Genomic DNA, 20,831 nt, shown 5'->3' with positions numbered 1-20,831 from the left:
CTCAGTGCCCGGCCGCGACCAGCAGGTCGCGCGACAACGGCGCGATCGGGTAGCTCGCCACCGGGTCCGCGGGATCGATCCACACGAGCTCCTCCAGCTCCGCCCGGACCGCGATCTCCGCGCCCGGCCGCAGCCGCACCCGGTAGGCGTGGGCGTCGACGACGTGGTCGGGCTCGTTCGCGGCGGGCGCCCCGAACCGGCCGAGGCTCTCGATGTCCGCCGGGTCGAGCCGCAGCCCGACCTCCTCCTCGAACTCGCGGACCAGCGCCGCCAGCGGCTCCTCGCCCGGCTCGATCTTGCCGCCCACCTGCATGAACGCCTCGGTGCCCCGCTTCCGGACCAGCAGGTGCCGGCCGTCGGCCCGCTCCACGACGGCGGCGACGATGCGCAGCGTCGTGATCCCGTTCTCCGCGCTCATCCCTGCTCCACGATCTCGTCGATCACCGTTCCGCCCAGCACCTGCACCACGAGCGACACCCCCGCGAGCCCGCCCGAGACGATGTCCGGATCGTCGTCCGAGGGCTCGTCGTAGTACTCGGACGTGTCACCCGGCGGCGTCGCCTTCGAGGCGGCCGGGCTCGCCGTCCGCGGCTCCGCGGACGCGCCGCTCGCGGCGGCCCGGGCGCGGCGCTCGGCCGCCTGCCGGAGCGCCTCGCGCGCGCTGACCGCACCCGACATCGGCGGCCCCGCCGGGGGCGGGGCCTGGTCCTCGTAGACCGGCTCGGGCTCCGGCATGTCGTAGTCCGCGGGCGGCTCGGTCGCGCTGGCGCCCGACAGCCAGGCCTGGTCGGCCGCGCTGGCCGCGGACGGCGGTGCGGCCGCGGGACGCGACGGCTCCGGGCGACCGGCCTCGGGGCCGGACGGCTCGGGCCGGGCCGGCTGGGGACGCTCGGCGACGGCGACGGCCCCCTGGGCCGGGGCGGCCGGCTGGCGCGCACGGGTCGTCGCGGCGGGGCTCGTGGTCGCGGCGGGGCTGACGGTCGCGGCAGACGGCGCCGACACCGTGGCGACGCTGCCGCCCGGCGTCGGCACGTCGGGCCAGTCCGGCTCGGGTGCCGCGGCGGGGGCCGGGGCCTCGTGCCGCGGCTCGCCGGCCGGCGCCGCCTGGCCCGAGCCGCCACCCGACGGGCTGCCGCCGGGCGCGCCCCCGCCGCCGGACGAGCCGCCGCCAGGGCCTTCGTCGAGTGTCGCCTCGACCCGGACCCGGATGCCGAGGGTCTGGTAGACCGCCTCCTCGACGGCGCTGGTGTGCCGCGCGTTCGAGAAGGCGCGGGCCAGGCCGGGGGCCGCGAAGCCGAGCTTGAGCGTTCCGCCCTCGAGGGCCGCGACCTGCGCGTTCGGGCCGACGAGCGACCACGTCACACGCGCGGCGGCGAGCGCCCCGAGCACCTCCTGCCAGCGGCGGCGGATCGTCTCGGTGGTGACCTCGGGGTCGGTGCCGGAGGGCGCGGGCGTGCTCGCGGCGGGGGCCGCCGTCGGCTCGGGCCGCGCCGGCTCCGCCGCGGACTGCTGGGGCTCCGGAGTCGCCTCGGCGGCGGGCTCGGGCTCCGCGGGTGCCGGCGATGTGGACGCCGACGGGGCAGGGCTCGGTTCCGGCTCGGGGGCCGCCTCGACGGCCGGGGCCGGTTCGGGCGTGGGAGTGGGGGTGGGCGCCGGCTCGGGGGCCCGTGCCGCAGGTGCGCGGCCGGCCGCGGCGGGCTGCTCCCCCCGCTTCTTGCGCGCGTCGAGCACCGCCCGCGCGGCGGCGGAGCCGGCGAGCCCGACGGTCGCCGGGTCCTGGGCCGGGACGGCCTCGTCCGACGGCGCCGCGCGGCCGCCAGGAGCGGCCGAGCCGCCGCCGGGGGCGACCCCGCCGCCCGCCGGACCCGCGACACCGCTCGACGCCACGATGCCGCCCCGTTCGAGGCGGTCGATCCGCGCGGCGAGACCCGCCGCGCCGTCGTCGGCCCCGGGCAGGAGCAGGCGCGCGCACAGGAGCTCCAGGTGCAGGCGCGGCGAGGTGGCGCCGGTCATCTCGGTGAGGGCCACGTTGACGAGGTCGGCCGCCCGGGAGAGCTCGGCCACCCCGAGCCGCCCCGCCTGGGCGCGCATCCGTTCGAGCTGGTCGGAGGGGATGGCGCGCAGCACGGCGTCCGCGGCGTCGCCCGAGACCGAGATGACGATGAGGTCGCGCAGCCGCTCCAGGACGTCCTCGACGAACCGGCGCGGCTCGTGCCCCGTCGCGATGATCTGGTCCACGACCCGGAAGATCGAGCCGCCGTCCCGCGCGGCGAGCGCGTCCACGACGTCGTCCAGGAGGGTCGCGTGGGTGAAGCCGAGCAGGCCCACGGCGAGGTCGTAGTCCACGACTCCGCCCGTGGCGCCCGCGATGAGCTGGTCCATCACGGAGAGGGAGTCGCGCACCGAGCCGCCGCCCGCGCGCGTGACGAGCGGGAGCACCCCGCCGCCCACCTCGATGCCCTCGGCGCCGCAGAGCTGCTCCAGGTAGGGGGACAGCACGTCCGGCGGCACCAGGCGGAACGGGTAGTGGTGCGTGCGCGAGCGGATGGTGCCGATCACCTTGTCCGGCTCCGTGGTCGCGAAGATGAACTTGATGTGCGGCGGCGGCTCCTCGACGATCTTGAGCAGCGCGTTGAAGCCCTGGGGCGTCACCATGTGCGCCTCGTCCAGGATGAAGATCTTGTACCGGTCGCGGGCCGGGGCGAACGTGGCGCGCTCGCGCAGGTCGCGCGCGTCGTCGACGCCGTTGTGCGACGCGGCGTCGATCTCCACCACGTCGAGGGAGCCGGGGCCACCACGGGCCAGCTCGACGCACGACGGGCACTCGCCGCACGGGGTGTCGATGGGCGACTCGGGGGTGTTCCTGGCGCAGTTGAGCGTGCGCGCCAGGATCCGGGCCGACGTCGTCTTGCCGCAGCCGCGTGGGCCGCTGAACAGATAGGCGTGGTTCACCCGTCCGCTGCGCAGGGCCTGCATGAGGGGGCCCGTGACGTGGTCCTGGCCGATCACCTCGGCGAACGTCTCGGGCCGGTAGCGGCGGTAGAGGGCGGTGCTCACCCCCGCAACGATAGACGCCACCACCGACACTGACGACGTGGCCGTCCACAGGTGGACGGCCACGTCGTCAGGTCACGCCGCGGTACCGCCGAGGGCCTGCGGCGTGCGCCGCACGCGCGCCCGCATGACCAGGCCGGGGATCCCGGCGCCCAGGAGGAGCGGGAACACGGCGACGATCGCGAACCAGAGGAAGATCGCGAGGTAGCCGTACGCGGCGGCCCCGCCGCTGGGGCTGTTGTCCGCCACGACGAGCAGCACGATGCTGGCCACGACCGCGACCACCACGAAGGCCAGCAGGATCACCGCGATCCAGAGCAGGGCGGTGGCCCACTTCCGGTATGCGGGGCTGATCGGCTGCGGCGCGAGCGGCTGCTGGGCCGGGTACGGGGCTTGCTGCTGGTCCGACATGGGCCACACTCTCCCACGTCAGCGGCGCAGCGCGCGGCGCGCCAGGCCGTTGCCGAGCCACTGCACCGCCTGGACGATCACCACGATGATCACCACCACGACGGCGGTCACCGCCCAGTCGTACTGCCGGTAGCCCTGGACGATCGCGAAGTCACCCAGGCCGCCCGCACCCAGGTAGCCGCCGATCGCGGACATGTCGAGCACACCCACGAACAGGAAGGTGTAGCCGAGGACCAGGGGCGCGAGCGCCTCGGGCACCAGCACGGTGCGCACGATCCGGAAGGGCGACGCCCCCATGGCCCGTGCCGCCTCGACCACACCGGGGTCGATCGAGACGAGGTTCTGCTCCACGAGCCGCGCGAAGACGAACGTCGCCATGATCGACATCGCGAACGTGAACGCCTCGATGCCGATCGTCTTGCCGACGACGGCGCGGGTCAGCGGACCGAGCGCCACGAGGAAGATGATGAACGGGATGGGCCGCACGATGTTCACCGCGAGGTTCAGCACGGCGAACACGAACCGGTGCTGCAGCAGGTTGCCCGGCCGGGTCAGGTACAGCCCGAGCCCGAGCGCCAGGCCGAAGAACCCGCCCACCGCCAGGGTGATCAGCACCATGTAGGCCGTCTGGCCGGCGGCCTCCCAGAGCAGCGGCGTCAGCCGCTCCCAGTCCGCGCTCATGCGTCCGCCCTCCCGTGATCGTCCACCCAGGTCACGGCACGCAGTGCCGCGACGGCGGCCTCCACGGAGCCGCCGTCGCCGACGAGCTCCACCGTCAGCGACCCGTACGGCCGCTCCGCGACCTCCGTGATGCCGCCGTACACGACCGTGCCGTCCACGCCGTGCTCGCGCAGGGTGCGCGTGAGCACGGCCGACGACCCGGCCACCTCGTCCACACCCACGGTCACGATGTGCCCGGTGTGCCGCGTCCGCAGGCGCGCCAGCACCTCGGGCGACGGCCGGTCGCGCAGCGCGGTGGCGACGAACCGCCGCGTGGTGTCGTGCCTGGGCGAGCTGAAGACCTGGTAGGCCTCCCCCACCTCGACGACCCGCCCCCGCTCCATCACCGCGACGCGGTGGCAGATCGAACGCACGACGTCCATCTCGTGCGTGATGACGACCACGGTGATCCCGAGCTCACGGTTGACGCGCTGGAGCAGGTCCAGCACGTCGCGCGTGGTCTCGGGGTCCAGGGCCGACGTCGCCTCGTCCGCGAGCAGGATGCGCGGGTTCGTGGCGAGCGCGCGGGCGATCCCGACGCGCTGCTTCTGCCCGCCCGACAGCGTGGACGGGTAGACGCCCGCCTTGTCCGCCAGGCCGACGAACTCCAGCAGCTCGGCGACCCGCGCGTCGCGCTTCGCGCGCGACCAGCCGGCGACCTCCAGCGGGTAGGCGACGTTCCCCGAGACGGTCCGGGAGGTCAGCAGGTTGAACTGCTGGAACACCATCCCGATCCCGGCCCGGACCGGCCGCAGGCGCGCCTCGCTCAGCGAGCCGAGCGAGAGGCCGTCGACCACCACGTCGCCGCCGGTGGTGCGTTCGAGCGCGTTGATCAGCCGCACCAGGGTGGACTTGCCCGCACCCGACTGCCCGATGACGCCGAAGATCTCGCCCGTACGGATGTCGAGCGTGACGTCGTCGACGGCGCGCACCTCGACGCCCTTACCCCGGCCCGGGAACACCTTGCTGGCGCCCTCGAACCGGATGATGCTGCTGGTCGCCGCAGGCATCAGGAGGCGTCCTCCTGGATGCCGGCCAGGATCTCCTGCAGCTCGGCGGCCGAGTTGTCCTTGATGACGCCGGTGCCGCCCGAGGCCTCGAGCACGCCCTTCTCGACCTCCGGGGAGTGGTAGATCTCGACGAGCTGCTGGAACACCTCGTTGTCCGCGTCGTCGCCGCGGGCCACCCACACGTTGATGTACGGCTCGGCGGCCGAGGCGTCCGGGTCGTCGGAGAAGATGGCGTCGTCGGAGGTCAGGTCGGCGTCGCCCACGAAGTCGTTGTTGATGATCGAGGCGTCGACGTCCTGCAGCGCGAGCGCCGTCTGGGCCGCGTCGACCGGGGTCACGGTGACCTTCGACTCGTCCTCCAGCACGTCGGCCGGCGTCGAGAACGCGCTGCCGCCGTCGCGCAGGGCGACCAGGCCGGCCTCCTGCAGCACGAGCAGCGCGCGGGCCTGGTTCGTGTCGTCGTTCGGGATGGCGATCTCGCCGCCCTCGGGGATCTCCTCCACGCTGTCGTGCTTGAGCGAGTAGAGGCCCAGCGGGTAGACGGCGGTGGCCGCGATCGGCGTGAGGTCCGAGCCGGTGGCGGTGTTGTAGTTGGCGAGGAACTGCAGGTGCTGGAACTGGTTCAGGTCCAGGTCGCCGTCGGTCAGCCCCTGGTTGGGGAGCTGGTAGTCGCTGAAGTTCACCAGCTCGACGCTGATGCCCTCCTCCTCGGCCAGGTCGGTGAACGTGGTCCAGTAGTCGTCGCCGGAGTTGACGACGCCGATGCGGACCGGGTCTTCGGCGGAGCCGGCGGCGGGCGCGGCCTCTTCGGCGTTGCCGCAGGCGCTCAGCGCCAGGACGGCGGTGACGGCGAGGCCGGTGGTCAGGACAGAGGTGAAACGAGACATGGGTGGTCCTCTCGGGCGCACGGGCGCGGGTATGCCTGTGCTCAGGATGCGGGGGGCCTGCGTCGGGCGCAGGCCGAGGGTGTGAGACGACGGCGGGCCACGGCCATCAGCAACGTGGCGAGCTCGGGACGATGCGGGGCGGTCCGGGAGGGACCGCGGGAACGTGCGGCGCTGTCAGCGCTCGCGCATTCGCCCGCCACGCACGCGGCCGCGACACATGGCGTCGCGACAGGTGCGCGACGTCGTGGCGGAGGTCCGGGTGCGGGTCATACGGACATCGTGCGTCACTGCACGGCGTCGAAGCCAATCCCTGCGGGGAAAATCCCACGATGCGGACCAAAATCCGTCCACATTGTGGCGGACCCGCGAGATTCCGGGCATGAAAGGACCCCTCGCACACCCACCAGAGCTCACTTACCCTTGCTGCCTTCCGGCCCTGGGGGAGTTCGGCGAGATGGTGCCGCACGAGGGGTCTGCCGCAAGCCTAACCGATCCGGCGGCCCGGACCGAACCGGGCAGAACCCGCTGTTCGCGACCTCACAGCGCCGCTCCCGGATTCCGATTCGTTGTCCGGGCACGGCGTCCGGTATCCTCGTCAGGCCGCGCCAGACTCCGGTCCGTGGTCGCGCGCCCGCCCTGGTGCGGAGCGCGAGGAGGATTCGCCTAGTGGCCTATGGCGCACGCTTGGAAAGCGTGTTGGGTTAACGCCCTCGGGGGTTCGAATCCCCCATCCTCCGCAGTCCGATGACGCGAGACATCCACCGATGTCTCGCGTCATCGTCGTTCTCAGGACTCTTCCCCGGCCCGCGCCGTGGCGTCGTCGAGGACGGCGAGCACCTCGTCCAGGGCCGCCAGCCGGTCCGGGCCTAGGTCGCCGAAGATCCGCCGCAGGATCTCGTCGCCCGCCGCCTCACCGACGGCGAGCGCCCGGGCACCCTCCTCGGTCATCGTCACCTCCTTGGCGCGCAGGTCCGCCGGATCCACGGCACGCCGGACGAGGCCGTCCCGCTCCATGCCCTCGACCGCCTGGGTGATCGAGCGCGCCGCGTACCCGAGCTCCACGGCCAGCCGCGCCTGCCTCATCGGGCCGCTCCGGGCCAGCACCTGCAGGATCTTCGTCTGCGCGAGCGACACCCCGCTCCCGGCCAGGTGCTCGTCCACCGTCCGCCGCAGCCGGGCCGACGTCGTCAGGTAGCGCAGGCCGATCTCCCCCGCGCCGTTGCTGTCGCCCATGCCCGCTCCCTTGATTTCGTGAGGTACCTCAGTATCGTGCATCATTGAGGTACCTCACGATAAGGGAGATCCCTCATGACCACCGCCGTCATCACCGGAGCGACCCACGGGCTCGGCCGGCTCGTCGCGCTCGACCTCGCCCGACAGGGGCTCGACCTGGGGATCGTCGCCCGAAGCGCAGCCCGGGCGGACGCGCTGCGCGCCGAGATCGCGCACGTCGCCCCGGCCGCCGCCGTCGACGTCTTCGTGGCCGACCTGTCCTCCGCGGACGACGTGCGCCGGGTGGGCCGGGCCGTCGGGGCGCGCTACGACCAGATCGATGCCCTCATCAACAACGCCGGGCTGCACGCGTTCAGCAGGCGTCTCACCGTGGACGGCCTCGACGAGATGACCGCAGTGAACTACGTTGCGCCCTGGCTCCTCACGAACACGCTGCTCGACCAGCTCGTCGCATCCGCGCCGGCCCGCGTGGTCACGGTCGCGTCCGAGGCGGCGCGGCACTCCGGCGGCATCGACCCGGCCCGCGACCTCACTCTCACGACCCCGTACGGCCGGCGCGCGTCGGCCGCACGCTATGGGCGGACCAAGCTGATGGACATCATGTTCAGCCAGGAGCTGGCGCGCCGGCTCGCGGGCACGGGCGTCACGGCCAACTGCTGCGACCCCGGGTTCAACACCACCGGCCTCGGGCGCGAGCTCCCGTTCGCCGGGGTCCTGGAGAAGACGCTGCACCGCCTGCGGATCGGCGACCCCGCACGCGGAGCCGGGATCATCACGCGGCTGGTGACCGATCCAGGGCTCGCGACCCGCACGGGCGGCTACTTCTCCGTGCGGGACGCCAGGCCGCTGGAGTGCCCGGAGCCGGGCCGTGACCCGGCCGTCCAGCGCACGCTGTGGGAGGCGACCGAACGGCTGCTCGCCTGACCCCGCCGCCGCCGGTCAGGCGCCGCCGTCCGTCAGGCGGCGTCGGGCACCGGGACCAGCCGCACCGCCGGACTAGGCACCAGGCCCACCAGCTCCAGGAGCGACCGGTTGAGCTGGGGGATCGCGTCGCCGAACGCGCTCACGGGGCGGGCGGCCGGGTCGAACGAGAGCATGCACAGGAAGCCGAAGATCTGCCGCCAGCCCACGGTCATCAGGTAGACGACGCCCAGCGGCAGGTCGTCCCCCAGCGCGGGGTTGGCCCGCAGGAGCAGCCGCCGGTACACGCCGAGCTGGGCGGCCAGCTCCGGCGGGATGTCGGCGTCGGGCGGGCAGGGCGCACCGGTGCGCCGGACCCGGTCGAACAGGGGGACCCAGGCGCCGCCGAGCCGGGAGGCGACACTCTGCCGCACGGCCGCGCGGGCGCCGACGGCCTGCCGGAAGCCCGGCCCCATGAGGAGGTCGAACCCGGCACGATCGGTGCCGCACCAGACGACGATCGCGTGCGTGCCCGCCTCGACCTGCGCCGCGAGGTCGTCGGGGTCCTGCTGGGCCACCGCCGCGCCGAGGAACGCCAGCAGGCGGTCCATCGTCGACTCGTACAGGGCCTCCAGCAGCGCCACGCGGTCCAGGCCGGCGCGGCCCAGCTCGGCGTCCGGCACGCCGAGGTCGCGGGCGACGGCGGACGACGTGACGCCGCGGACGCCGTCGGCCTCCAGGAGCCGGCGCGCGGCCAGGAGCGCGTCCCGTCGCAGATCGCGCTCCATCCGACTCCCGTCCCGGGCGAAAACTCCGAAGTGACCGGCGCAGCACTCTATCCGGACAGCCGGCTCCGGGGCGAGGAAATCAGGGCTCGACGAGGCGCACCCGGGGGCTCGGCTCGAGCCCCAGCGACGCCAGGAGCCCCCGCATCATGTCGTCGAACATCGCGTCGAAGTTGCCGAACGCGTAGTCGAGCTGGTCGTAGGCCACCATGCAGAGCAGGCCGTAGACCTGGCGCCAGAACACCATGATCGTGTGGACCACGCCCACGGGGAGCCCCTCGGCCACGCCGGGGCTGTCCTGCGTGAGCACGGCCCGGTACGCGTCGAGCTCCGGCGCCAGGCCGGGGGCGACGTCGGCGTCCGCCGGGAAGGGGACACCCTGCCGCCACAGGGCGGCGAAGCTCGGCACGAACACGGAGCCGAGCCGGTGCACGAAGTGCGGCCGGGCCGCACCGGAGACCCCGACCGCGTGCTGCGCGTCGGCCCCGAGCAGGAGGTCGAACTCGTTCCGGTGGCCCCGGCACCACACGAACAGCGAGTGCGTCGCGGCGTGGAGCCGCGCGGCGTGGTCGTCGTCCGGCTGCCGCGCGACCGCGGCCTCCAGGTAGGCGACGAGCTCGTCCAGCGTGTCGTCGTAGACGGCGGCGAGCAGCCCGGGGCGTCCCTCGAAGTACCGGTACATCCCCGGGCCGGCGATCCCGACCTCCTTGGCGACCGCGACCATCGTCACGCCGTCCACCCCGTGCTCGGCGAGGAGCCGGCGGCCGGCGGCACGCGCGTCACGCAACAGCTCGGCACGTAGTCGCTGCCTGCGCGTCGGGGTGGCGGTCACGGTCCTCCTGCGGTGCTGCTCACGCGCCACTCGTCCGGCGCGTGAGCTCCCAGTCTTGCACGCGGGACCGCCACCCCGACGGCCGGTCAGGCGCGGCGGCGGGTGACCAGCGCGACGCCGATCCCGACGGCGCCGACGAGGATCCCGGCCGCGCCGAGCCAGCGGCCCACGGGGTCGACGGCGGGCTCGTCGCCGTCCGCCGCGGCGCCGTCCGCGCCGGACGCCGCGGCGTCCGTGTGGCCGCCGCCGTGCCCGTCGCCCTCGGCGGCGGTGGTCGTGAACAGGGGCGCGGGCGCCTCCGGCTCCTTGCCGTCGTCGCCGGCCAGGTCGTCCCAGTCGACGACGCTGCCGTCGGTGTACGTCTGGTGGGCGGGGAGGACCACCTCGGTGCCCTCGGCGGGGAGCGCCCCGACGCGCACCGCGAACTCCTGGTACTCGTGCGGCGGCACCTCGTGCCCCTTCTGGGCAGTCCAGGTGACGCGCGCGGGGGCCTCGTCGACGGTCGCGCCCTCGACCTCGAACGGCTCGTCGAGCTTCTCCACCTCCACCTCGACGTCCCAGCCGGGCAGGCTGCGCGGCGTGACGCTGAGGAACGGGGTGTCCGTGGGCAGGTCGACGACGAGCTGCTCCGTCGACGCGGTGTCCGACTCGGTCGGCACGCGGAACGTGAGGCTCGCGTAGCTCTCGGCGGCGGTCGTGTCGGGGCTCACACCGACGTGGGCGTAGGCCACGGTCGGCAGCAGCACCAGGACGGCGGTGGCGGGGACGGCCGCGAGGGCGCGGCGGGTGGGCAGGCTGAAGCGAGTCATGTGCTCGGTCCTTCGGTACGGGGTGGGTGGGGGCGTGCGGCTAGGCCGGGGCCCACACCGGCGGTCCCCGCTCCGGCGCCACGTGCACGTCCACCCGGCCCGGCACCGTGCGGAGCACCGCCCGCACGGGGGCGCGGCGCACGGCCGGGAGCCGCAGGGGCTCCACCGTGAGCGGCCGGACCAGCCACGTCGCGAGCAGCCAGACACCACGCTCGACGCCCACGAGCAGGCCGACCGAGACGACGGTCGCCACCGCGTGCCACGCGAGCATCCCGGGGGCGATCGCCGCCGGCTCGGCGGCTCCGACGCACGCCCCGTACACCCCGGGGACGGCGCCCGCCAGGTGCGCGTGCGCCCCGGACGCGGCCCCGCCGTCGGGCAGCGCGGACGGCGGGCAGGCGCCGGCGAGGAAGGAGAACGCCTGGTGCGAGGCGTACTGGCCGAGGCCCGCCAGGGCGAGGCCGCCCGGCCAGCGGATCTGCCGCCGCACCGCGACCGCGGCGGCCGCGAGGAGCAGGGCGCCCAGCAGGGCGATCGCCTCGGTGGGCGGCACGTGACCGCCCGCCTCGAAGTGCGCGGTCAGGGACAGCGCGAGCACGACCGCCGCCCACAGGAGCGCGCGGCCGAGGCCCACTGCTCCCGAGGACGGCGTCAGCACGGCACAGACCCTACTTGGCGGGCTGGCCCTCGTCGCCGGTCTTGGTCCGCTTGACCTGCTCCACCGGCTCGATCGACTTCGCGGGCACGCAGCCCTCGGCGTTCAGCAGCGGCTGGTCGGACGCCAGCTCGACGTCCTCGACGTCGAGCGGCGCTTCGAACTCCTCGCCGATGAGCAGGTCGATCTTGCGGTCGGTGCGGTCGTCGAGGACCAGCCGGATCTCGGGGAACTGCGCGGCGAGCGTGTACGCCTGCACGATCCCCTTGCGGCCGAACCGGATCTCCGACTCCTGGAGCTGCATCGGCACGTTGCCCTTGGCCACGATGCTGAACCCGCGGTCCGCGAGCACCGACTCGTGCGCGCTGGCCAGGCCGATCTCCTCCGACGCGTTCAGCAGGCGGACCTCGACGTCCGAGTAGGCGGTCGGCAGGGCGCCGTCGGGCTGGCCCTTGATCGGCGGCAGGCACGGGACCGGGTAGGTCTCCTGCTCCCCCACGCCGACCGTGGTGAAGGGGCGGTTGAACGGCGAGCTGATCGCGCCGGAGTAGACCGCGAGCGCGAAGATGCCACAGACCGCCAGGAAGGCGATGAGCACACCGAAGACCACGGCCTGGCGCTCGTGCTCTCGGCGCCGGCGCTCCACGCGCGCCTGGTCGTACCCGGGGGATGTCACGCGACGAACCTACCTGAGGTCAGCGGATGGTGAGCACGCGAGCGTGCAGGACTGGACGTTGCTGGAGGGCGGCGCGGACGGCACGGTGCAGGCCGTCCTCCAGGTAGAGCGTGCCCTCGTACTCCACGACGTGGGCGAACAGGTCGCCGTAGAACGTGGAGTCCTCCGCGAGGAGCTGGTCGAGGTCGAGGGTGCGCTTGGTGGTCACCAGCTCGTCGAGCCGCACCTGGCGTGGCGGCACGTCGACCCAGTCACGGGTGCGCGTCCGCCCGTGGTCGGGGTACGGGCGGCCGTCTCCTACGGCCTTGAAGATCATCGGTCCGTCCTCACTGGACTCGGCGGGGGCACGGTCCGGGAGCGGCTGTGCGAACCTGCCTGCTGACACCGGACGGCGTCCTGAACCCTACCGGAACGCGGAACCCGAGAACAGTTGGCCCCCTGCCCGGCGGCGGTCAGACGACCGGCACGTCGCGGCGGCGGAATCCGGCGAACGCGAGCGTGAGCAGGGCGAACGCGATCAGGAGCAGCCAGCCCAGCGGGGCCCGGTCCACGTCGGCCCACGCCACTGCCGGCACGGCCGGGGCGTGCGCGAACGGCGACAGGTCGACGACGGCGTCCGGCAGGTCGAGCAGGCTGCCGAGCAGCGTCACCAGGAAGCTCGCCGCGATGACGGCCCACCCCAGGCCCACCAGCCGCGGGAACCAGCCGAACAGAGCGGACGTGAGTCCGATCACGACCAGCACGGCCGGCACGTGCACCACGGCCGCGCCGAGCCCGTCGCCGAGCGACTCGCCCCACCCGGTGTCGGACGCCAGGGCGTTGCCCGCCCCGAGGGCGAGCCCCGCCACGCCGAGCAGCAGGATCGCCCCGCCGACCGCCCCGGCCAGCCAGGCGCCGAGGTATCCGGACCGGGACGTACGGGTGGCGAGCACCGCCTCGGTGCGCCCCAGCGCCTCCTCCCCGCGGATGTCCTGGACCACCGTCACGCCATACCCGGCACCCGCGTAGGCCGTCCAGGACATGATGAGCGCGGCGAAGCCCGCGGCGATGTCGGAGCCCCGGACGCCCATCGCGGCGATGTAGTCGGCGAACTGCTCGTTCTCGGTCACCAGGTCCCCGGCGGTCGCCATGAGGTACCCGACGAAGAACATGTAGACGCCGATCGAGACCGCCCAGACGACGAACGAGGAGCGGGTGAGCCGGGCCATGAGCGCCCCGGTCGAGGTGAGCGACGTGGAGTGCGCCGGCCCGCGCCGTTCCGCGATCAGGCCCGCGCCCAGGTCGCGGTGCAGCGTCAGCCAGCCGGCGGCCGCCCCGCCCACGACGAACAGCGCGGCGCACAGCAGGAACGGCCCGTAGTCGTTCGCGCCGTAGGGGTCGATCTGCTGCGCCCAGCCGACCGGCGAGACCCAGTGGAGCCAGCCCAGCGCGTCCGGGTCGACGTCGGCCCCGCCGCGCAGCAGGTAGCCGCCGATGACGACCCACACGCCGAGCGCGTTCGCCGCGCGGGACGACGAGGCGACCTGCGCCGCCACCGCCGCGAGGCCGGCCGCCGCCAGCCCGATCCCGGCGACCTGCGCGCCGAGGGCCACGGCGCCGGCGGACGGCCCCTCGGACCACACCACCGCGGTCGTCAGCGCGCCCGAGACGACCGAGAAGATCACCCCGATCACCAGGCCGGTGACCAGCGGCGCCAGCGAGCCCACCCGGGCGGCCCGCACGAGCTCCAGCCGGCCGAGCTGCTCCTCCTTGCGGGTGTGCCGCACCACCGCCATGGCGGCGAGCACGCCGAAGACGGCGACCATGAAGATGCCGACGCGCCACGAGACCGTCGACGCGATCGACCCCGTGTTCTCGTAGGGCCCGAGCAGCACCAGGAACGCCGGGTTGGTCACCAGGGTGGCCTGGATCGTGTCGCGCTGCTCCTGGGTCCCGTACAGCTCGGACACCGAGCTCAGGGTGCTTACGAACAGCAGCACGCACACGAGGATCTGCGCGGGCAGGAGCACGCGGTCGCGCCGCAGCGCGAGCCGCAGCAGGTCGCCCGTGCCCGCGAAGGCGCCGCGCAGGGCGAGCGCGGGGCGCTCCAGGACCGGGACGGCCGGCAGCGTCGTCGCGGTCATCGCCGGCCCGCCTTCAGGGAACCGCCGTCGGCGTGCGCGTCCTCGAGCCGCTCGAGCTCGTCGCCGTACTGCCGCAGGAACAGCTCCTCCAGCGACGGCGGCTCGATGGTCAGGCCGTGCGGCTCCAGGCTCGCCAGGACCTTCGTGACCTGCGGCAGCGCGTCGTCGTCCACGTGGAACGCGACGCGGGACGACGCCGCACCCGACGCCGCCGCGCCCCCGCCGTCGCTCACGACGAGGTCGTGCACGCCCGCGACCGAGTCCAGCGCGGTGACGTCCCCGCTGACCACGGCCGAGACCTTGGACCGCGTGAGGTGGCGCAGCTCGGCGAGCGTGCCGGACTGCACGTCCTTGCCGTTGCGGATGATCGTCACGGTGTCGCACAGCGCCTCGACCTCGCCGAGGATGTGGCTGGAGAGCAGCACCGAGGTGCCCGTGGCCGTCGCCTCGCGGATGGAGTCCTGGAACACCGCCTCCATGAGGGGGTCCAGCCCGGAGGTCGGCTCGTCGAGCACCAGCAGCTCCGCGTCGGCGCTCAGCGCCGCGACCAGGGCGACCTTCTGCCGGTTGCCCTTGGAGTACGTGCCGGCCCGCTTGGTCGGGTCGAGCTCGAAGCGCTGGAGCATGCGCTCCTTGCGCGCCCGGTCGACCTTGACCCCGCGAAGCCGGAGCAGGAGGTCGATCGCCTCGCCGCCCGTGAGCTTGGGCCAGAGCGTGACGTCGCCCGGCACGTAGGCGAGCCGCCCGTGCAGGTCGACGGCCTGGGCGAACGGGTCACCGCCGAGCAGGCTGGCCCGTCCGGAGTCGGGCCGCAGCAGGCCGAGCAGCACGCGGATGGTGGTGGACTTGCCCGCCCCGTTGGGGCCGAGGAAGCCCGCGACCTCCCCCGGGCGGACGGTCAGGTTCAGGCCGTCGAGCGCCTTCACGGCGCCGAAGGACTTGTGCAGGTCGTGGATCTCGATCGCGGGTGTCACGGTCATGAGTTGCTCGCTCCCGGTTCTGGGACGTACTGGAGGTACTCGTCGAGCGTGCGGCGAGAGGTGAGGAACCCTTCGGTGAACAGCTCCATCATGGGCAGGTAGCTGTTCGTGAAGAAGGTGCGGACGATGCCCACCAGGTCGGCGGGGTCCGACGGCGGGCTGAGCGTCACCTCGAGCAGCAGCGCACCGAGGGACGAGAGCGTGAGGTACCGCGCCCGGGCGGCGTCGTCGCGGCTGGGCACGATCACGCCGGCGGCCACGCCCTCCTGGAGGTAGCCGACGGCGTCGGTGACCATGTGGTCGATGAACTCGCGGGCCAGCGGGCTACCGTCCTGCATGGACCGCAGGATGTAGCCGACCAGGGGCGCGTTCTCGTCCACGGCGGCGAACCGGTGGAAGAAGCTCTGGCCCGCCGCGACGATGGCGACGTTCTCCTCCTTGAGCCGGCGGATCGTGGCCAGCACCTGGGCGTCGCACTCGGCGCGGAGGTTGTCCTTGGAGCCGAAGTGGTGCATCACCAGGCCGGCGCTCACCCCGGCGTCCGCCGCGACCGTCCGGACCGGCGCGCCGAAGCCCTCCACCGCGAACCGGTGGATCGCGGCGTCGCGGATCCGGGCGCGGGCCGTGAGGTCCTCGTCGGCTGGTCCGGGGCGGGCTGAACGCATGTTCAACATGCTAACCACGCGTTCAGCCCACTGTCCATACCCGTGTCAGACGTACAGGTCACCGGGGTGACCAGCACGCCTGACAGGTGGTGGGGATCAGCCCTGGGCGGTGCCGCGCCAGCGGCCGATCGCCCGCATGACGTGGTAGATGACCAGGGCCGCGGCGGTGCCGAGCGCGATGCCGCCGAACTCCAGGTCGCCGACGATCCACGTGAAGTTGGCGATGCCGATGATCAGCGGCACGGCCGCCGTGGTCAGGTTCACCGAGTCGGAGAAGTCGACCTTGGCCTGCACCCAGATGCGGGCACCGAGGATGCCGATCATCCCGTAGAGCATGGTCGTGACGCCGCCGAGCACGCCCGCCGGGACGGTGTTGATCAGCGCGCCGAACTTGGGCGAGAGGCTGAGCGCCAGCGCGCCCAACGCGGCCACCCAGTAGGCGGCCGTGGAGTACACGCGGGAGGCGGCCATGACGCCGATGTTCTCCGCGTACGTGGTGGTGCCCGAGCCGCCGCCGAGGCCGGCCAGGGTGGTCGCGAGGCCGTCGGCGAAGAGGGCCCGTCCGGTCAGCCGGTCGTAGTCCCGGCCGGTCATCGCGGCCACCGACTTCACGTGGCCCACGTTCTCCGCGATGAGCACCAGGACCACCGGGAGGAACAGCCCGAGCACGTTCGGGTCGAACGACGGCGCGGTGAAGTGCGGCAGGCCGAACCAGTCGGCCTTCGTCACCGGGGAGAAGTCGACCTCGCCGCGCACGCTCGCGAACGCATAGCCGATCACCACGCCGAGCAGGATCGCGAGGCGGCCGATGATCCCCTGGAACAGCACCTGGATCAGGATGATCGAGGCAAGGGTGACCACGGCCGTCAGCGGGGCGAGCTGGAAGTTGCTCCACGCCACCGGCGCCAGGTTGAGCCCGATGAGCGCCACGATCACACCGGTGACCACGGGCGGCATGATGAGCTGGATCCACCGCGCTCCCGCGAAGTGCACCACCACGCCCACCAGTGCCAGGAGGAGGCCGGTGGCGAGGATGCCGCCGACGGCGACGGACTGCCCGCCCGACGCCGTGGCCGCTGTGATCGGCGCGATGAACGCGAAGCTCGACCCCAGGTAGCTCGGCAGCCTGTTGCCCGTGATGAGCAGGAAGGCGATGGTGCCGATGGCCGAGAAGAACAGCGTGGTCGCCGGGTCGAACTTGGTCAGGACCGGCACCAGGAAGGTGGCGCCGAACATCGCGACGACGTGCTGCAGGCCGATCCCGACGGTCCGTGGCCAGCTCAGCCGCTCGTGGGGGGCGACCACCTCTCCGGGTGCGATGCGGGCACCGTCACCGTGCAGCTTCCAGCCGAGTCGCATTGTGTTGTCCTTGATCTCGCAACGGGATTGTCGCGCGGATCCTATAGGTCAACAGGTGCGGCCGGGTCAGCAGGTGCTGCGGTACTCGCTGATCTGCTCGTCCGGCTCCGGGGCGGGGCAGAGGAACCGGGCGTAGCGCTCGTCGTCGTCCACGTAAAGCTTGAGCCACGAGATGCTGTACCGGGCGATGGTCGGGTCGGGGAAGTTCGGCGCGTCGTGCGCCGCGCCGCGCAGCTCCAGGTAGGCCTTGTCGCCGCCGCCCGGGAGCGACTCGTACATCGGCTCGGCGTGCAGGCGCACCCGGGCGACCGTGTCGCGCTCGGCCCCTACCACCAGGGTGGGCGCGCTGACCTCGGGAAACGTCTTGTCCACGTTCCACGGCGTGAGCGGCACGACGGCGCGCAGCGTCGGCCGGTCCTTGGCCGCCTCCAGGCTGCCGCCGCCGCCCATCGAGTGGCCCATCACGGCCAGCCGGGCGGGGTCGATCCGGTCGGCCACCTCGGTGCCCCGCAGCTGGTCCAGCGCGGCGAGGAGCTGGTCGCCGCGACTGGCGGGCGAGTCGCCGCCCGTGAACGTGTCGATGGTCACGACGACGAAGCCCTGGGAGGCGAGCCGCGGGCCGAGCCACGCGATGCTCGCCTGCGTGCCCGTGTAGCCGGGCGAGACGGCGACCGCGCCGAACGTGCCCTCGGAGGTGTCGGTCGGGTAGTAGACGGTGCCGCCGCCGAACCCGACGGCGGCGGCCCGGGAGATGACGGCCGCGCCGACGTCGAACGGGCCCAGCGCCGCCGCGACGCTCGCCTCGGTCGGGTCCGGCCCCCGCCGGAAGCTGTCGACGGCGGAGGCGGCGGGTCCGACGACGAACATCCCGGCGACGAGCGCCGTGGCGGCCAGGGAAGCACGGGCGGCACGAGAAAAGCTCTGCATGACTTCTCCTGGGTGCGTCGCAGGGAGCGGCTGGCACGACCCTAGGGAACATTCACCGCGACGGCCTGCGGAAGCGGACGGGCCGCCCCGCGGTGGCGGGGCGGCCCGGGAGCCAGGCGGAGCGGCGTCAGCCGAGCTGCGACCGCACCTCGCGCGCCACCAGGTCGAGGTGGTCGAGGTCCGCCAGGTCGAGCACCTGCAGGTAGACGCGCTGGACGCCCTCGGCCTCCAGAGCCTTGAGCCGGTCCGCGGCCTCGGCGACGGTGCCGGCGATGCCGTGCTCGCGCAGCTCGCCGGGCTCGCGCCCGATCGCGGCGGCGCGGCGGGTGAACTCGGCCTCGTCCTGGCCGATCGCGGCCACGAGCGCCACCGACTGGACGATCGAGCCGGGCTCCCGCCCGGCGTCGGACAGCGCCTTCTCGACCACCTTGATCCGCGGGCCGATCGCGCTGATCTCCGGGAAGGACTGGTTGTACTCGTCGCCGTACCGCGCGGCCAGCGCGGGCGTGCGGCGCGGGCCGCCGCCCCCGACGAGCACCGGGATCTTCGCCTGCGCGGGCTTCGGCAGCGCCGGCGAGTCGGTGACCTGGTAGTGCTCGCCCGAGAAGGAGAACTTCTCGCCCACGGGCGTGCCCCACAGCCCGGTGACGACGGCGAGCTGCTCCTCCAGGATGCCGAACCGCTTCTCGGGGAACGGGATGCCGTACGCGGCGTGCTCGGCGGCGAACCAGCCGGTGCCGAGGCCCAGCTCCACACGGCCGCCGGACATCTGGTCCACCTGCGCCACCTGGATGGCCAGCACGCCCGGGTGCCGGAACGTCGCCGAGGAGACGAGCGTGCCGAGCCGCACCGTGGACGTCTCGCGGGCGAGGCCGGCGAGCGTGATCCAGGAGTCGGTGGGGCCGGGCAGGCCGTCGCTGTCACCCATGGCGAGGTAGTGGTCGGAGCGGAAGAACGCGCTGAACCCGAGCTCCTCGGTCGCGCGCGCGACGGCGAGCTGGTCGTCGTAGCTGGCGCCCTGCTGGGGCTCGATGAAGATACGCAGGTCGAGAGTCATGTTTCCTCTGGTGCCGGTGGGTCTGGTGCCGGTGGTGGTCAGTCGAACTGGGGGTCGGTGGTGCGCGACCGCTTGATCTCGTAGAAGTACGGGTAGCGCGCCAGCGTCACGGAGGCGTCGAACAGCGCGCCCGCCTCCTCGCCGCGCGGGATGCGCGTGAGCACCGGGCCGAAGAACGCGACGCCGTCGACGTGGATCGTGGGCGTGCCGACGTCGTCCCCGACCGGCTTCATGCCGGCCTCGTGGGACGCTGCGAGCTCCTCGTCGTAGTCCTCCGAGGTGCCCGCCTCCGCGAGCGCGGCGGGCAGGCCGGCCTCGGCGAGCGCCGCGACGGCCACGTCGTCGAAGGCCTTGTCCTGCTGGTTGTGGATGCGCGTCCCGGCGGCGGTGTAGAAGGCCGAGAAGGCCTCGGGGCCGTGGTCGGTCTGCACCGCCGCGGCGATGCGGCCGATGCCCCGGGAGCGCTCGATGCGGGCCCGGTAGTCGTCCGGGATGTCCCGGTCCTTGTTGAGCAGGTAGAGGCTCATCAGCTTGAAGGTGAGCTCGACGTCGCGGATCTGGGCCACCTCGAGGGCCCAGCGCGACGTGATCCAGGCGAAGGGGCACATGGGGTCGACGTAGACGTCGACGACGGGACGGGCTGCGGTCTCGGTCACGCGCAGCAGACTACGCTCAACCGCGTGACCGGGATCCGATGGGGAAGCCTCGCCACCGTCGTGGCCGGCGGGGTGATCTTTCTGGTGTGTCTGGTGGGCGTGCTCCTCGGTCACCCGTGGTCCGCCGTACCCGGTGTTCTCGGCCTGCTGACGGCCGTCCGCGAGGTGCGCTACCTGCGCAGACTGCAGTCAGGGAAGATCTCCGGCAAACGGGAAAATTCGCATCATGAACCGCATTCTTCGCTCAAAGACTCTTCACGGCGCCCGGGGAGCACGCGGTAGCCTGCCTGGCATGACCGCCGTCCGTACCCACACGCACGCACAGGCAGTCGACGCCGCGGTGGACCTGTTCACTCGACAGGGGTACGAGGGAACCACCGTCGAGGAGATCGCCGACGCCGCGAAGGTGAGCCGCGCGACGTTCTTCCGCCGGTTCCGCTCGAAGGAGGACGTGGTCTTCGCGGACCACGAGCTGCTGCTCGAGGAGGTGGTGGTCATGCTGGCCGCGACCCGCCCCGACGCGCGGGCGAGCGAGGAGTCCGGCCACGACCTGGGGCGCGCCTGGGACCCCGACGTCGACCCGTACCTCGAGGTGTGCCGTGCGGCGCGCATGGTGTTCGACCACCACGTGGGCCAGCGCGAGACCTCCCTGGCCCGGTACGCGCTGCTGCAGCAGGTCCCGGCCCTGCGCGACCGCGAGCTCATCACCACGCACCGCTACGAGCGGGCGTTCACGCACTACCTGCGCGACACCCTGCCGCCCGAGCGCTCCGCCTCCACGGCGTCGATCGCGTTCGCGGCCTCGGTGGTCGCGGTGCACAACGCGATCCTGCGGCGCTGGCTGCGCACGCCGTCGCTCGAGCTGCGGCCCGAGCTGGAGGAGGCCTTCGCCGACCTGCGCCGGGCCGCCGTGCTCGGCACCGCCGCCAGCCCCCTGGCCGACGACGGCACCCCGGTCACACGCCGCGTCGTCGTCACCGTCGTCGAGGGCGTGGCCGGGCCCGACGAGGTGGCCCGCGCCGTCCGGGACGCGCTGGTCTGACACCCGGGGCCTGCGGCGCTTCCGGCCGGGAATGCCGTCGTGGCATCCTG

23 protein-coding genes, 1 tRNA gene and 1 other RNA gene are annotated in these 20,831 nt (G+C 73.4%); 4 read left to right on the top strand and 21 right to left on the bottom strand.

The features are described 5' to 3' along the window. Position 1: 1 nt before the first annotated feature. The 7 genes from ACFV9Q_RS22040 to ffs form a co-directional block, all read right to left on the bottom strand. Positions 2–418 carry an NUDIX domain-containing protein gene (locus tag ACFV9Q_RS22040; RefSeq protein WP_377236171.1) on the bottom strand — a complete coding sequence of 139 codons (417 nt, stop codon included), beginning with the start codon at positions 416–418 and terminating at the stop codon, positions 2–4. Further along, the gene (locus ACFV9Q_RS22035) at positions 415–3,057 is read right to left on the bottom strand and encodes a DNA polymerase III subunit gamma and tau (RefSeq protein ID WP_377236170.1); all 2,643 of its coding nucleotides are present in this window, start codon (positions 3,055–3,057) and stop codon (positions 415–417) included. Before ACFV9Q_RS22035 ends, ACFV9Q_RS22040 begins: the two co-directional genes overlap by 4 nt. Before the next feature lie 72 nt (positions 3,058–3,129). Continuing rightward, a complete protein-coding gene (locus ACFV9Q_RS22030) occupies positions 3,130–3,465 on the bottom strand; it encodes a hypothetical protein (protein ID WP_377236169.1) in 336 nt (111 codons plus the stop codon). A gap of 18 nt (positions 3,466–3,483) precedes the next feature. After that, on the bottom strand, positions 3,484–4,146 hold the full coding sequence (locus ACFV9Q_RS22025) for a methionine ABC transporter permease (protein WP_377228142.1): 663 nt from the start codon (positions 4,144–4,146) through the stop codon (positions 3,484–3,486). Beyond that, on the bottom strand, positions 4,143–5,195 hold the full coding sequence (locus ACFV9Q_RS22020; RefSeq protein WP_377236168.1) for a methionine ABC transporter ATP-binding protein: 1,053 nt from the start codon (positions 5,193–5,195) through the stop codon (positions 4,143–4,145). The genes ACFV9Q_RS22025 and ACFV9Q_RS22020 overlap by 4 nt, the downstream gene beginning before the upstream one ends. After that, the gene (locus ACFV9Q_RS22015) at positions 5,195–6,082 is read right to left on the bottom strand and encodes a MetQ/NlpA family ABC transporter substrate-binding protein (RefSeq protein ID WP_377236167.1); all 888 of its coding nucleotides are present in this window, start codon (positions 6,080–6,082) and stop codon (positions 5,195–5,197) included. The genes ACFV9Q_RS22020 and ACFV9Q_RS22015 overlap by 1 nt, the downstream gene beginning before the upstream one ends. A gap of 380 nt (positions 6,083–6,462) precedes the next feature. Continuing rightward, an RNA gene (ffs, locus tag ACFV9Q_RS22010) (signal recognition particle sRNA small type) lies at positions 6,463–6,559 on the bottom strand. A 175-nt stretch (positions 6,560–6,734) separates the two neighbouring features. On the opposite strand from ffs, the gene ACFV9Q_RS22005 reads away from it, so the two are divergent. Further along, positions 6,735–6,819, top strand: a tRNA-Ser gene (locus ACFV9Q_RS22005). Between the two features lie 49 nt (positions 6,820–6,868). Here ACFV9Q_RS22005 and ACFV9Q_RS22000 read toward each other — a convergent pair. Continuing rightward, positions 6,869–7,315, bottom strand: a complete 447-nt coding sequence (locus ACFV9Q_RS22000) for a MarR family winged helix-turn-helix transcriptional regulator (RefSeq protein ID WP_377236166.1) — start codon at positions 7,313–7,315, stop codon at positions 6,869–6,871. Between the two features lie 75 nt (positions 7,316–7,390). On the opposite strand from ACFV9Q_RS22000, the gene ACFV9Q_RS21995 reads away from it, so the two are divergent. Next, positions 7,391–8,239 carry an SDR family NAD(P)-dependent oxidoreductase gene (locus ACFV9Q_RS21995; RefSeq protein WP_377236165.1) on the top strand — a complete coding sequence of 283 codons (849 nt, stop codon included), beginning with the start codon at positions 7,391–7,393 and terminating at the stop codon, positions 8,237–8,239. Positions 8,240–8,271: 32 nt separating this feature from the next. Here the strand turns inward: ACFV9Q_RS21995 and ACFV9Q_RS21990 are convergent, their stop codons facing one another. The 13 genes from ACFV9Q_RS21990 to ACFV9Q_RS21930 all read right to left on the bottom strand — a co-directional run bounded on the left by ACFV9Q_RS21990 (position 8,272) and on the right by ACFV9Q_RS21930 (position 19,739). Further along, complete coding sequence (locus ACFV9Q_RS21990; RefSeq protein WP_377236164.1) at positions 8,272–9,003, bottom strand: TetR/AcrR family transcriptional regulator; 732 nt, start codon at positions 9,001–9,003, stop codon at positions 8,272–8,274. Positions 9,004–9,082: 79 nt separating this feature from the next. Next, positions 9,083–9,832: a TetR/AcrR family transcriptional regulator gene (locus ACFV9Q_RS21985; protein WP_377236163.1), complete on the bottom strand. Its 750-nt coding sequence runs from the start codon at positions 9,830–9,832 to the stop codon at positions 9,083–9,085. Positions 9,833–9,918: 86 nt separating this feature from the next. Beyond that, positions 9,919–10,641 (bottom strand): YcnI family protein, encoded by a 723-nt coding sequence (locus ACFV9Q_RS21980; protein WP_377236162.1) that lies wholly within the window; start codon positions 10,639–10,641, stop codon positions 9,919–9,921. Between the two features lie 40 nt (positions 10,642–10,681). Further along, entirely contained in the window at positions 10,682–11,299 is a 618-nt protein-coding gene (locus ACFV9Q_RS21975) for a hypothetical protein (RefSeq protein ID WP_377236161.1), read from the bottom strand. A gap of 10 nt (positions 11,300–11,309) precedes the next feature. Next, positions 11,310–11,972 carry a LytR C-terminal domain-containing protein gene (locus ACFV9Q_RS21970; RefSeq protein ID WP_377228133.1) on the bottom strand — a complete coding sequence of 221 codons (663 nt, stop codon included), beginning with the start codon at positions 11,970–11,972 and terminating at the stop codon, positions 11,310–11,312. Between the two features lie 19 nt (positions 11,973–11,991). Then, positions 11,992–12,288 carry a type II toxin-antitoxin system VapB family antitoxin gene (locus tag ACFV9Q_RS21965; RefSeq protein WP_377228132.1) on the bottom strand — a complete coding sequence of 99 codons (297 nt, stop codon included), beginning with the start codon at positions 12,286–12,288 and terminating at the stop codon, positions 11,992–11,994. Positions 12,289–12,424: 136 nt separating this feature from the next. Then, positions 12,425–14,095: an ABC transporter permease gene (locus tag ACFV9Q_RS21960; RefSeq protein WP_377236160.1), complete on the bottom strand. Its 1,671-nt coding sequence runs from the start codon at positions 14,093–14,095 to the stop codon at positions 12,425–12,427. Continuing rightward, positions 14,092–15,075, bottom strand: a complete 984-nt coding sequence (locus tag ACFV9Q_RS21955) for an ATP-binding cassette domain-containing protein (RefSeq protein WP_377236159.1) — start codon at positions 15,073–15,075, stop codon at positions 14,092–14,094. The genes ACFV9Q_RS21960 and ACFV9Q_RS21955 overlap by 4 nt, the downstream gene beginning before the upstream one ends. After that, positions 15,072–15,740, bottom strand: coding sequence for a TetR family transcriptional regulator (locus ACFV9Q_RS21950; RefSeq protein ID WP_377236158.1), 669 nt, complete (start codon positions 15,738–15,740; stop codon positions 15,072–15,074). The genes ACFV9Q_RS21955 and ACFV9Q_RS21950 overlap by 4 nt, the downstream gene beginning before the upstream one ends. Positions 15,741–15,836: 96 nt before the next feature. After that, the gene (locus tag ACFV9Q_RS21945; RefSeq protein ID WP_377236157.1) at positions 15,837–17,099 is read right to left on the bottom strand and encodes a uracil-xanthine permease family protein; all 1,263 of its coding nucleotides are present in this window, start codon (positions 17,097–17,099) and stop codon (positions 15,837–15,839) included. A gap of 66 nt (positions 17,100–17,165) precedes the next feature. After that, positions 17,166–18,026: a serine aminopeptidase domain-containing protein gene (locus ACFV9Q_RS21940; RefSeq protein ID WP_377236156.1), complete on the bottom strand. Its 861-nt coding sequence runs from the start codon at positions 18,024–18,026 to the stop codon at positions 17,166–17,168. Positions 18,027–18,153: 127 nt separating this feature from the next. After that, positions 18,154–19,083 carry an LLM class F420-dependent oxidoreductase gene (locus ACFV9Q_RS21935; RefSeq protein WP_377236155.1) on the bottom strand — a complete coding sequence of 310 codons (930 nt, stop codon included), beginning with the start codon at positions 19,081–19,083 and terminating at the stop codon, positions 18,154–18,156. Between the two features lie 38 nt (positions 19,084–19,121). Then, a complete protein-coding gene (locus tag ACFV9Q_RS21930; protein ID WP_377228125.1) occupies positions 19,122–19,739 on the bottom strand; it encodes a DsbA family protein in 618 nt (205 codons plus the stop codon). 24 nt (positions 19,740–19,763) lie between these two features. On the opposite strand from ACFV9Q_RS21930, the gene ACFV9Q_RS21925 reads away from it, so the two are divergent. Further along, on the top strand, positions 19,764–20,021 hold the full coding sequence (locus ACFV9Q_RS21925; RefSeq protein ID WP_377236154.1) for a hypothetical protein: 258 nt from the start codon (positions 19,764–19,766) through the stop codon (positions 20,019–20,021). A 10-nt stretch (positions 20,022–20,031) separates the two neighbouring features. Then, positions 20,032–20,781 carry a helix-turn-helix domain-containing protein gene (locus ACFV9Q_RS21920; RefSeq protein WP_377219627.1) on the top strand — a complete coding sequence of 250 codons (750 nt, stop codon included), beginning with the start codon at positions 20,032–20,034 and terminating at the stop codon, positions 20,779–20,781. The last annotated feature ends 50 nt before the right edge of the window (positions 20,782–20,831 follow it).

The sequence above is a fragment of the Promicromonospora sp. NPDC059942 genome (assembly GCF_042731755.1).
Lineage (GTDB): Bacteria > Actinomycetota > Actinomycetes > Actinomycetales > Cellulomonadaceae > Promicromonospora.
This window is presented reverse-complemented; position numbering and strand designations above follow the sequence as displayed.